We start from the raw sequence: 12,347 nt of genomic DNA on the forward strand, positions 1-12,347 counted from the left end.
CCTGATTCACCGCCGAACCCCGCACGACGGCCAGCACGCGGTGCCCGTTGCGCCGCGCATCCGACAACCGCTCCAACACCAGCACACCCACACCCTCGGACCAGCCCGTACCGTCCGCAGAGTCCGAGAACGCCTTGCACCGCCCATCCACCGACAGCCCCCGCTGCCGACTGAAATCGACGAACGCCTCGGGGGTGGCCATGACAGTGACACCGCCCGCGAGGGCCAGCGTGGACTCGCCCGACCGCAGCGACTGGCACGCCAGATGCAACGCCACCAGCGACGACGAACACGCCGTGTCAACGGTCACCGCCGGACCCTCGAGACCCAGCGTGTAGGCAACCCGGCCCGACGCCACACTGCCCGCGGCAGCGGTGCTCAGATAGCCCTGGCGCTCCTGGGGCACGGTGCTCGACCGGGCCGCGTAGTCGTGGTACATCAGTCCGGCGAAGACGCCGGTACGGGTGCCCTTCACGCCGGTCGGATCGATACCGGCCCGCTCCAGCGCCTCCCACGAGGTCTCCAGCAGCAGGCGCTGCTGCGGATCCATCGCCAACGCCTCACGCGGCGAGATCCCGAAGAACTCCGCGTCGAACTCCGCCGCATCGTGCAGGAAACCGCCCTGCCGGGTATAGCTCTTGCCGGGGGTGGCGGGCTCGGGGGAATAGAGGCCGTCGGTGTCCCAGCCACGGTCGTCGGGGAACTCCGTGATGCCCTCGGCCTCGTCGAGGACGAGTTTCCACAGGTCCTCGGGCGAGGCGACACCGCCCGGGTAGCGGCAGGCCATGCCGACGACGGCGACCGGTTCGTCGCTGAGGCGGTCGGAGGTGATCTCCGGTCCGGCTTCGGCATGGTTGTGGACGAGCGCGATGATGTGGGCGGCTACGGCTTGCGGGGTGGGGTGGTCGAAAGTGAGGGAGCTGGGCAGGGCCAGACCGGTGGCCCGGTTGAGCAGGTTACGGAACTCGACGGCGGCCCGGGAATCGAAGCCCAGGTCATGGAAGGCCAGCGCGGTGTCGAGTCCGGTCGGCGAGGTCCGGCCGAGGGCCTGGGCGAGGCTCTGGACGACGAGATCGCGCACGGCGGTGTCGAGTTCGCCGGTGCGAGCCTCGGCCAGGCGGGGTCCGGTCGGAGTGGCCGGGCTGGTGTCCACGGGGGTGTCGAACCAGTAGCGCTGCCGCTGGAAAGGGTAGGTCGGCAGGTCGAGCCCGGCCGGTAGGCGGATGCCGTCGGGCAGGAATGCTTCCCAGGCCACCGGGGTGCCGGCGGCATAGGCGGCAGCCAAGGAGCGGACGAAGCGCGGCAGGTCGCCCTCGTCGCGGCGGAGGCTCTCCACCGTGGCGCCCTCGGTTCCGGTGTCGTCGAGGACCTGTACCACTCCCAGGGCGAGGACGGGGTGCGGGCTGCACTCCACGAAGGTGGTGTGGCCCTGGGCGACGAGGTCACGTACGGCGGGTTCGAAGCGAACCGTCTGTCGCAGGTTGCGCACCCAGTAGTCGGCATCGAGGCCGGCGGTGTCGAGCGGTTCGCCGGTGATGGTGGAGTGAAACGGGATGTGTCCGGAGCGCGGGCGCACCGGGGCCAGCTCGGCCAGCAGGTCGTCCCTCAGCTCGTCCATCTGCGCGGTGTGGGAGGCGTAGTCGATGGGGACGATCCGGGCTCGGATACCGCGTTCGGCGCACTGGTCACGCAGGGCGTGGAGGGCGTCGAGGTCGCCGGCGACAACGGTGGAGGCCGGGCCGTTGAGGGCGGCCAGGGAGAGGGCGCCCTGCCACGGCTCGATCAGTTCGGCGGCGTCGGCGGCGGGCAGCAGCACCGACAGCATGCCCCCGCGTCCGAAGGCGCGGCGCAGGATCTGGGAGCGCAGGGCCACGATGCGCGCGCCGTCGGTGAGAGAGAGGGCACCGGCCACGCAGGCGGCGGCGATCTCGCCCTGCGAGTGTCCGACGACGGCGTCGGGGGTGACGCCGTACGACTTCCAGAGAGCCGCCAGGGAAACCATCACAGCCCACAGGACGGGCTGAATGACGTCGTCACGGGCCAAGTACTCCTCGGCCTGGGTTCCGGTGGAGCGCAGGACCTCGGTGAGTGACCAATCGACGAACTCGCTCAGCGCTTCCTCGCAGGCCGCGATGGAGTGGGCGAACACCGGCGCGGAGTCGAGGAGTTCCACACCCATACCGATCCACTGGGCTCCCTGTCCGGGGAAGACGAACACGGTGCCTCCGCCGTGAGCGGGGGTCACGGTCGACTCGGCGCGCGCGGCGACCTCGGAGAGTGAGGCCATGAGTTCGCCTGTGTCGTGGCCGAAGGCGACGGCCCGGTACTCGAACGTGGAGCGGGTGGTCAGCAGAGCGTGCGCCACCTCTGCGGGCGCGTAGGTCTCGGCCGACGCCCGAAGTCGCTCAGCCTGCTCCCGCAGGGCGGCGGGGGTACGAGCGGAGAGCACCCAAGGCAGAAAGGTCCCGTCGGTGGCAGGGACATCGGTGACGGTCGGCTCGCCAGGTGCCTCGGCGAGCACGACGTGGCAGTTGGTACCGCCCATACCGAACGAGCTGACACCGGCGACGAGTTCACGGTCCGGGTCCGGCCAGTCGGTCAGCCGTGTCTGTACCCGCAGGTTCCACTCCTCCAGAGGGATCTCCGGGTTGGCGCGGTTGAAGTTAAGGCTGGCGGGCAGCTTGCGGTGCCGCAGGGCCAGAGCCGTCTTGATGAACCCGACGACACCGGCGCCACCTTCGAGGTGGCCGACGTTCGTCTTCACCGAGCCGACCCGCAGAGGCGCCACCGGATCCCGCCCGGCTCCGAGGACGTCGTACAGGGCCCGGGCCTCGACGGGGTCACCGACGCGGGTGCCGGTGCCATGCAGTTCGACGTACTGCACGCCGTGCGGGTCGACGTCGGCACGCGTGTACGCGGCACGCAGCACCTCCCGCTGTCCGTCGACGCTGGGTACGGCGAGGGCGTCGGAGCGCCCGTCGTTGTTGACCGCGCTGCCGCGCACCACGCAGTAGATCCGGTCACCGTCGGCGAGGGCTCGGTCGAGGGACTTCAGGACGACGAAACCGCCGCCCTCTCCTCGCACGTACCCGTTGGCACGCTCGTCGAAGGTGTGGCAACGGCCGTCGGGCGAGAGGGCTCCGAACTCGTCGATGCGGGCCGTTGTCTCCTCGCTGAGCATCAGGTTGACCCCACCGGCGAGAGCGAGATCGCAGTCACCGGTCAGCAGGGCACGCACGGCGAGGTGGACGGCGACCAGGGACGACGACTGGGCACTGTCCACGATCATGCTGGGGCCGCGCAGTCCGAGCAGGTGGGAGAGACGGTTGGCAATCAGGCTGCGCTGACCTCCGGCGTACCCGAACTGGTTGGGTTCGGTACCGGTCGCGCGTGCCTGGAGGCGTGCGTAGTCGTCCGCGATGGCGCCCACGAACACGCCAGTGGGCGTGCCGCTGAGCTGGGCGATCACGCTTCGGGCGTCTTCCAGGGCCTCCCAGCCGAGTTCCAGCATCAGCCGCTGCTGGGGGTCCATCGCGGCCGCTTCGCGTGGGCTGATGTCGAAGAAGGCGGGGTCGAAGCCGTCGACGCAGTCGAGGAAGCCGCCACGCCAGTCACGTTCTCCCGACGTGGTCTGGCCGACGTCGGACCAACGGCCCTCCGGTATGGCGGTCACGGCGTCACGGCCGTCGGCCAGCAACTGCCAGAAGGAGCTGATACCAGGCGCCTGGGGCAGCCGACACGAAAGGCCGACGACCGCCACGGGTCCTTCGAACGCAACAGGGCGCGTGCTCATGGATGTTCTCCGGTGGTCGTTTCAGCCTGCGTCGACAAGCCCCTGAACGGGATCGAGCAGATAGCCGTTGGGGAAGATGAAGCGCCGACTGTGGCCGGGCGTGAACGAGTACGACTTGCGGGGCGGGAGTACCCAGCGCACGGCCGCGGCGTGCACCGTGAACACCGTGGAGACCAGCGCTCTGGCCCACCAGGAGGGGCGCGGCACTTGGACAGCCGCGCGCAGTCGGTCGTTGAAGAGGGTGTGTATCGCCTGCCGTACGACGGGCCGCAGCGGCTTCGGAGGACGCTTGAGCAGGCCACCGATGTTCGCCTCATAGACCTTGCGCACCGGCGGGGTGGGCTGGAGGTAGCGCTCCTCGTACTCGTCGTACCACTGGAGGAACTCATCGAGGGTGGTCATCCGCTCGACGTCGACACCGAGACGGCGCCCGTACTCCTTGTTGAACAGGAACATCGCCTGACGCTCGGGGTCGCTCAATTCCCGCCAGCCGTACCGGTCGACGAGGCGGAGGGACTCCACGAAGAACGTGCCCAGCGTGTACAGGTAGTCGTCCTGGTGGATGCTGTAGTGGCTGTGGGACTGATTGGTGAGGTTGATGGCGGTCTTCCCGCGGGGGTGGTCGAAGCCGTGGTAGAGAACCTCGTAGTAGAGGATTCCGGTGGTGGCGGCCCGGCGGGCGGGATTCTTCAGAATGTGTCCGGTGTGCGCGAGAAGACCAGCGACGCGCCGGGCGGCGAACGTCTTGAAGAATCCGGTGAGAGTACCGAGTGCGATCAACTCCGGAAACTCCAGCATGGCCGTCTTGCGATAGATCTCGATGTACTCCACCTCCGGATTCATCTTTTCGATTTCCCGCAGCACTGCATGGCGTCTGCGCACGACTTCTCCCGCCCGGAAATATGACTGCTTCGAAAAATCCTCAAGTATCAGGAAAACTGTAAGGCGACGCCACTGCGGCCGGCACCCCTATTCGACCCCGAAAACCCCTGGAATTCCCCCGTCAAATAGGTCCTGTCGACTCAGCGCGTGGGGCCCACCAGCGCAGCATGGCCATGCCCATGGCCATACCACCGCCGAACCCCGCCAGCAGCACCAGGTCACCGTCGGCGAGCGCGCCGGACCTGTTGGCCTCGTCAAGTGTGATCGGCACGGAGGCACTACCGACGTTGCCGAACTTGTGCAGCGTGCGGTGGGTGTGCGCGTGCCCGATACCGGCTTGTTCCACGAGGTCGTCGAGCATGACGCCGTTGGCCTGATGGGGCACGAAGTGACCGATGTCCTCGGTGCGCAGCCCGTGCCGACGCACGTGGTCACGCAGGGCGTCAGGAACCCGGTCGGCCACGTAGTCACGGACTCCGCGGCCGTCCATACGGAAGAAGTGGCCGCCCCGCTCGACCGTCTCCCTCGACGCGGGGTGCCGACTGCCACCGGCCTGAACCCGTATCAGGCCGTGCGCCGAGCCCTCGCTGATCAGGTCGACGCCGACCAGGCCGTACGGCTGGGGCTGCACGCCGACCAGGGCGGCGCCGGCACCGTCGGCGAAAAGGATCGCGGTCCGCCGGTCGGTGAAGTCGAGAATGCGGGAGTAGACATCCGCGCCGATGACCAGGGCGAGCGCGGAGGGGTCGACGTGCACCAGGGCGTGGGCAACTGCGAGGGCGTAGACGAAGCCGCTGCACACGACGTTCATGTCGAAGCAGGCTGCCCGGTCCGCGCCGAGGGTGTGCTGCACCAGATAGGAAGTGGGGGGTTGAGGGTGGTCGCCGGTAGACGTGGAGACGATCAGATATCTCACCGCGTCGGCTTCGACCCCCGCCTGTTCCAGGGCGCGAGCCGCAGCGCGGGCAGCAAGGTCGGAGGCCGCCTCATGTGGGGCCGCGTAGCGGCGCGAGCGAATTCGCGTCTTCCGTTCGATCCACTCGGGGGTGACGCCCACCAATTCCGCGATCTCCTCATTACTCACCTCCCGCTCGGGCAGATAGGAACCGGTCGCCAGAATCCCGACATTAGGCAGACTCACGACCGCCTCCCCCGTTCCGTCACTCCGTTCTCAACACACCGCCGAACGGCGTTCGCGAGCATCCCCATCGCCCTTCCCCATACGGAATCGAGGCTCTGTCTTGCCACTCGCCAACGTACGACGCGTCCTACTCCCCGGACACCCCTAAGCGGCCCCATTCACCCCCACTGCTCCGACGGCGCCCCCTGCGAAACACCGGAGACGTCACACACGGGAAACACAGATGCAGCGCGGCCGTTCTCATCCTGCAATGCTGGGCCGCTATGAGCACTGGGCTCAGAGGAAGGAGGCTCTTTCATAGGGACGCTTCCCCTGACAGAAGCCGCCTTGCGCGGCGACCACAGCCGCCAGGACCCTGATTTCAACCACGGCACGCGGGGCGAGGACGCCCCGCTCTCAGGGACGGGAACGCCACGCCTCACATGACCGCCTTCGCCAGGAACCAGTGGTTCTCAGCAGGAGCGGTCAGCGAGACGCCCTCACCAGTGATCACTTCCAGTGTCTGCTGCAGGGCGCACCATCGGTGCAGCCAGAGCGGGTCAACAAGAGGGCGTTTATGCAGGTCAAGGCTGCTATGCGGGCTTTCATGAGCGCCCCACTTCGACATTATTTGCCTTGTGTGTGCTGAATATCCCAGGAGCGGACGTGAGCCCGGGTGCCCGTCTCATCCGCTTCTGCGCCCGGAAACCCGTCTGACGTGGAGACGCGGCAGAATCTCCCGCTCTTCTGCGGAGCAGAGCCTTCCGCCTCGTTCGTGATCACGCTGTGCCGTGAGTGAGCGCAAGCCGTACCCCAGCGACCTGTCCGACCCCCGATGGGCCCTGATCGAGCCGACGTTGACGGCCTGGCGGAACGCCCGGCTCGAACGCCGACCCACCGGAAAGCCGGCCCAAGTCGACTTACGTGACGTGTTCAACGCAATCCTCTACCTCAACCGCACCGGAATCCCCTGGAAATACCTCCCGCACGACTTCCCCGGCCATGGCACCGTCTACTTCTACTACGCCGCCTGGCGCGACGAGGGAATCTTCGCCCAGCTCAACTACGACCTCACCGCGCTCGCCCGCGTGAAGGAAGGCCGCAAGCCCGAGCCGACCGCCTCCGTCATCGACACCCAGAGCGTCAAGACCTCCACCAACGTGCCTCTGGCCAGCCAGGGAACCGATGCCGCGAAGAAGATCGTCGGCAGGAAACGGGGGATCCTGACCGACACGATCGGCCTCATCCTCGCCGTGACCGTCGCCAGCGCCGGCCTCTCCGAGAACGCCATGGGAATACGCCTCCTCGACCAAGCGAAACAGACCTACCCGACCATCGCGAAAAGCTGGGTCGACACCGGCTTCAAGAACGCAGTCGTCGAGCACGGCGCCACCCTCGGAATCGACGTCGAGGTCGTCAACAGAAACCCCGAGAAGCGCGGCTTTCATGTCGTGAAAAGGCGCTGGGTGGTAGAGCGCAGCATCGGATGGATCATCATGCACCGTCGCCTCGCCCGCGACTACGAGACCCTTCCCGCCAGCTCTGAGGCCATGATCCACGTCGCCTCGATCGACAACCTCGCCAAGCGCATAACGGACGAGGCCACCCCGACCTGGCGAGGAACTTACTAGGAGATAAGGGGCAATCTTCCTAGATCAAACGCCCTCTGAGAGGAGCATCCGATCAACTCCTGCTGGGCGGTATCGCCCTCCAGCACCACTCCTCGGACACCCGCGCCGAGCAGCTCTCGCTCCTGGGGAGCCGATAGCGATTCGACTGCCTGCGCACGCTGTAAGCACACAGCGGGCGATCCGTCGCGCGCCGAACGGTAAGGTGCCGTCGGTGGACGGCCTCGTTCCGCGGTTCCGGCGGCCGGAACCGGCGCTCGATGACCCACGGTCTGCTGAATAGCGTCGCCACCATGCGAGCAGCTCTCATTGCGCAAGCCGGAGAAATCCCAGCACTGCGAGAGGTCCACGAGCCCGGTCCGGTCCAGGGCGGGACACTCGTCACGGTCACAGCCACCGGGGTCAACCCCCACGATCTGGTGGTCGTCGCAGGAGTCAACCAGCCCCGCCGGTGCCCTACGTGCCGGGCTCCGAGGGGGTCGGCGCCCTCAAGGACGGAACGCGTGTCCACTTCGGGGCGACCTGTACACCGAACGGTCGTTCGCCGAGCGGGCGGTGGCCCCGGCCGCGTCGGTCCAGCCGATCCCGGCCGAGCTCTCCGCCGGTGCCGCGCCGGCCATCGGTGTGGCGGGCATCTCCTCCTGGCTCTCCCTGACTTGGAAAACGAACCTCCAGGAGGGCGAGCGGGTGCTGGTGCTCGGGGCCACGGGCAGCGTCCGACAGACCGTGGTACAGGCGGCGAAGGTACTCGGCGCCGGCCGCCTGGTCGCTGCGGGCCGCAACGCGGCGGTGCTCGACATGCTCAAGAACCGGGGTGCGGACGAGGTGGTGCGTCTCGACGGCGACCACCAGGCCGCGCTCCGCGAGGCGAGCCAGGGCGGGTTCGACCTGGTGGTGGACATGCTGTACAGCGCCCCGATGGTCGCGACCCTGCCGACGATCCGCCCCGGCGGCCGACTGGTGAACGTCGGGATGCGCGCGGGCCGCAACGTCGAGGTGTCCGGCACCGTCCTCAAGGGACGGGACCTGCTCACCTACGCCGCCAACCTGCCCTCCGCGGAACTCCGCCAGGAGGCCTACGCCCGGCTCGCCGAGCACGTCGTTGCCAGCGACATCACGCCCGAGTTCGAGCATCTGCCCCTGGAGCAGGTCGCCGAGGCGTGGAAGCGCCAGGGCACGAGCCCGAACACCAAGCTGGTCCTCGTGCCGTGAACACCGACTGGGGTTGTCAGAGGCCTTCCCGGAGGGCACGCGAGAGCCCCAGTGCGGCCGTCCGCACGGCCGGAGCCAGCTGGGCCGGGCGGAAGCGGCCTCTGGGCACGGCGAGCGAGATGGCCGCGACCGCGATCCCCCGGCCGGCGAAGACCGGAGCGGCGATGCAGCTCACGCCGTCGGCCGCCTCCTGCTCCTCGTACGCGATCCCGGATGCCTGCACCTGCTCGATGACCGTCCGCAGGCGCACCGGGTCGTCGATGGAGTACGACGTCAGCCGCCGCAACGGGGCGGCCAGCACCTCGTCCACCAACTCTCCCTCCGAGAAGGCGAGCAGCGCCTTGCCCACTCCGGTACAGGTGAGGGGGAGCCGACCGCCGATCCGCGACGGCAGCTGGACGGCGCCGTGGCCGTGGATCCGCTCGACGTAGACCACGTCATGGTCGTCACGGATGCCCAGGTGCACGGTCTCGCGGGTCGCCTCGAACAGGTCCTGCAGATAGGGCACGGCGGTCTCCCGCAGGCTGCTGCGACGCGGCACGAGGGAGCCCAGCTCGAAGAGCCTGCCGCCGAGCCGATAGGTGTCGCCGTCGCGCTCCAGCAGTCCGAGGCGCACCAGCTCTCCCGTGAGCCGGAACGCCGTGGTCTTGCTCAGACCGGCACCCCTGGCCAGCTCCGTCAGCCGAAACGAGCCACCACCAGGGGAGAAGCAGTCGAGAAGGGCCACCGCCTTCTCCAACATGTTTCCCGAAGAGCTGTTCCGCGTCATGGAACAAACTTTGGCACACCGGTTCGGCACGACCTATACCGGATCCACGCGGGCACCGCGCCGAGGCGGCCGCTCGCTCGTCACGCACCAAGGAGTCACATGCCCGCGTCCACCCCTCCCCCGCCCGCGGCCGTGCAGGCCGCGGAGGCGCTCGCCGAGGCCGAGCGCACCGCAATCCCCTGCCCGCCCGTACGCAAGCTCTTCGCCGACGGCGACATCGACGCCGCCTACGCCGCCCAGCGGATCCACACCGAGCGCGCTCTCGCCGAGGGGCGCCGGATCGTGGGCCGGAAGATCGGTCTGACCTCCCCCGCCGTCCAGGCCCAACTCGGCGTCGGCCAGCCGGACTTCGGTGTTCTCTTCGCCGACATGGCGGTGCCCGACGGCGGCGAGGTGCCGGCCGGCCGGCTGCTCCAGCCGAAGGTGGAGGCGGAGGTCGCGCTGGTGCTGGGCAGCGACCTGCCGCACCGCGACTGCACGGTCGTGGACGTTCTGCGCGCGACCGAGTTCGCTCTCCCCGCGCTGGAGATCGTCGACAGCCGGGTCCGGGACTGGGACATCAGCATCACGGACACCGTCGCCGACAACGCCTCCAGCGGCCTGTTCGTCCTCGGCGGCCCCCTGCGCGAGCTGTGGGACCTGGACCTGCGGGGCGTGCGGATGAGCATGACCCGCAACGGCGTCGAGGTCTCCACCGGGTCCGGGGCCGACTGCCTGGGCAGCCCGCTCAACGCCGCCGTCTGGCTCGCGTCCACCCTGGCCGCCATGGGCGACCCGCTGTGTGCCGGGGACGTGGTCCTGACCGGCGCGCTCGGGCCGATGGCCGTTACCAGGCCCGGTGAGGCCTTCCACGCCGACATCAAGGGCCTGGGCTCGGTCTCGGTCCGTTTCGCCCCCGCCGCCAACACCGAAGGAACATCGTCATGACGACAGGAAACCGCACCAAGGTCGCCGTCATAGGCTCCGGCAACATCGGCACCGATCTGATGATCAAGGTGCTGCGGCTGTCGGAGAACCTCGAAATGGCCGCCATGGTCGGTATCGACCCCGAATCCGACGGGCTCGCCCGCGCTCGCCGCCTCAAGGTGGCGACCACCCACGAGGGCATCGACGGGCTGGTGAAGCTCGACGAGTTCGCCGAGTTGGACATCGTCTTCGACGCCACCTCCGCGGGTGCGCACCACCGGCACAACGAGATCCTGCGCGAGCACGGCCGCAGGGTCATCGACCTGACTCCCGCCGCCATGGGCCCCTTCGTGGTACCGCCGGTGAACCTGGAAGAGCACCTCGGCGCGCCCAACGTCAACATGGTCACCTGCGGCGGCCAGGCCACCATCCCCATGGTCGCGGCCGTGGGTGCCGTCACCCCCGTCCACTACGGCGAGATCGTCGCCTCGATCGCCTCCCGCTCGGCCGGCCCCGGCACCCGGGCCAACATCGACGAGTTCACCGAGACCACGTCCGCCGCGATCCGGAAGGTCGGTGGCGCGGCGAAGGGCAAGGCGATCATCATCCTCAACCCGGCCGAGCCCCCGCCGATCATGCGGGACACCGTCCACTGCCTCGTCTCCGACGCCGACACCGTCCGGATCACCGCCTCGATCGAGGAGATGGCGGAACGCGTCCGCACCTACGTGCCCGGATACCGGCTCAAGCAGCGGGTCCAGTACCAGCCGGTCGCCGCGGACGATCCCCTGCGCGGCCTCCTGCCCCCCAAGGAGCGCACCCGGCCGGCCCTGCGCGTCTCGGTCTTCCTGGAGGTGGAGGGTGCCGCCCACTACCTCCCCAAGTACGCGGGGAACCTCGACATCATGACCTCCGCTGCCCTGCGCACCGGCGAGCGCATGGCAGCCCTCACCACTGCCCAGGGAGCCCTGCGATGACCACCCCCGTCCAGCAGCTCTACATCCAGGACGTCACCCTGCGCGACGGCATGCACGCCGTCCGCCACCGCTACTCCATCGAACAGGCCAGTGCCATCGCCAACGCCCTCGACTCCGCGGGCGTCACCGCCATCGAGATCGCGCACGGCGACGGCCTGGCCGGCTCCAGCATCAACTACGGCATCGGCGCCCACACCGACTGGGAATGGATCGAGGCCGTCACCGACGCCGTCTCTCAGGCCATCCCGACGACACTCCTGCTGCCCGGCATCGGCACCATCCACGACCTCAAGCAGGCCCACTCCCTCGGCATCCGCTCGGTGCGCATCGCCACCCACTGCACCGAGGCCGACATCTCCGCCCAGCACATAGCCGCCGCGCGGGAGCTGGGCATGGACGTCGCCGGGTTCCTGATGATGTCCCACATGACCGAACCTGCCGAACTGGCCCGCCAGTCCAAGCTGATGGAGTCGTACGGCGCCCACTGCGTGTACGTCACCGACTCCGGCGGCCGTCTCACCATGGACGGCGTCCGCGACCGATTCCGTGCCTACCGCGAAGTCCTCGACCCCGCGACGGAGTTGGGCATCCACGCCCACCACAACCTCGCCCTCGGCGTGGCGAACAGCGTGGTCGCGGTGGAGAACGGCGTCACCCGTGTCGACGCCTCACTGGCCGGCCAGGGCGCCGGCGCGGGCAACTGCCCGCTGGAGGCCTTCATCGCGGTGGCCGACCTGATGGGCTGGAAGCACGGCTGCGAGCTGTTCCCCCTGATGGACGCGGCCGACGATCTCGTACGACCGCTGCAGGACCGCGAGGTGCGGGTGGACCGCGAGACCCTGAGCCTCGGCTACGCGGGCGTGTACTCCAGCTTCCTGCGCCACGCCGAGGCCGCCGCCGAGCGCTACGGCCTCGACACGCGCAGCATCCTCGTCGAGGTGGGCCGGCGCAAGATGGTCGGCGGGCAGGAGGACATGATCACCGACGTGGCTCTCGACCTGGCCGCGGAACGTGATCGAGCGGCCTGAACGACTGTGCCCGGCACGGTGGTGGACACCGG

9 protein-coding genes are annotated in these 12,347 nt (G+C 68.8%); 5 read left to right on the top strand and 4 right to left on the bottom strand.

All coding sequences use genetic code 11. The features are described 5' to 3' along the window. From IE239_RS33855 to IE239_RS33865, 3 genes are all read right to left on the bottom strand, one after another. The coding region (locus IE239_RS33855) for a type I polyketide synthase (RefSeq protein ID WP_190153299.1) at positions 1 to 3,793 on the bottom strand (3,793 nt) is incomplete at its 3' end. 21 nt (positions 3,794 to 3,814) lie between these two features. After that, positions 3,815 to 4,636 (bottom strand): oxygenase MpaB family protein, encoded by an 822-nt coding sequence (locus IE239_RS33860; RefSeq protein WP_190153300.1) that lies wholly within the window; start codon positions 4,634 to 4,636, stop codon positions 3,815 to 3,817. A 160-nt stretch (positions 4,637 to 4,796) separates the two neighbouring features. Next, entirely contained in the window at positions 4,797 to 5,816 is a 1,020-nt protein-coding gene (locus IE239_RS33865; protein ID WP_190153301.1) for a 3-oxoacyl-ACP synthase III family protein, read from the bottom strand. A 770-nt stretch (positions 5,817 to 6,586) separates the two neighbouring features. Here IE239_RS33865 and IE239_RS33870 point away from each other — a divergent pair. Then, entirely contained in the window at positions 6,587 to 7,426 is an 840-nt protein-coding gene (locus IE239_RS33870) for an IS5 family transposase (protein ID WP_190153302.1), read from the top strand. 552 nt (positions 7,427 to 7,978) lie between these two features. Then, complete coding sequence (locus IE239_RS33875; RefSeq protein ID WP_190153303.1) at positions 7,979 to 8,635, top strand: zinc-binding dehydrogenase; 657 nt, start codon at positions 7,979 to 7,981, stop codon at positions 8,633 to 8,635. Positions 8,636 to 8,651: 16 nt separating this feature from the next. Here IE239_RS33875 and IE239_RS33880 read toward each other — a convergent pair whose 3' ends face one another. Beyond that, positions 8,652 to 9,377: an IclR family transcriptional regulator gene (locus tag IE239_RS33880; protein WP_190153368.1), complete on the bottom strand. Its 726-nt coding sequence runs from the start codon at positions 9,375 to 9,377 to the stop codon at positions 8,652 to 8,654. A gap of 126 nt (positions 9,378 to 9,503) precedes the next feature. Here IE239_RS33880 and mhpD point away from each other — a divergent pair, with 126 nt between their 5' ends. Genes mhpD through dmpG form a run of 3 tightly spaced genes read left to right on the top strand, consistent with a single transcriptional unit; the run spans position 9,504 to position 12,315 of the window. Beyond that, positions 9,504 to 10,331 (top strand): 2-keto-4-pentenoate hydratase, encoded by an 828-nt coding sequence (gene mhpD / locus IE239_RS33885; RefSeq protein ID WP_190153304.1) that lies wholly within the window; start codon positions 9,504 to 9,506, stop codon positions 10,329 to 10,331. Next, a complete protein-coding gene (locus tag IE239_RS33890; protein WP_190153305.1) occupies positions 10,328 to 11,287 on the top strand; it encodes an acetaldehyde dehydrogenase (acetylating) in 960 nt (319 codons plus the stop codon). Before mhpD ends, IE239_RS33890 begins: the two co-directional genes overlap by 4 nt. Continuing rightward, complete coding sequence (gene dmpG / locus IE239_RS33895; RefSeq protein ID WP_190153306.1) at positions 11,284 to 12,315, top strand: 4-hydroxy-2-oxovalerate aldolase; 1,032 nt, start codon at positions 11,284 to 11,286, stop codon at positions 12,313 to 12,315. The genes IE239_RS33890 and dmpG overlap by 4 nt, the downstream gene beginning before the upstream one ends. The last annotated feature ends 32 nt before the right edge of the window (positions 12,316 to 12,347 follow it).

The sequence above is a fragment of the Streptomyces humidus genome (assembly GCF_014649655.1).
Lineage (GTDB): Bacteria > Actinomycetota > Actinomycetes > Streptomycetales > Streptomycetaceae > Streptomyces > Streptomyces humidus.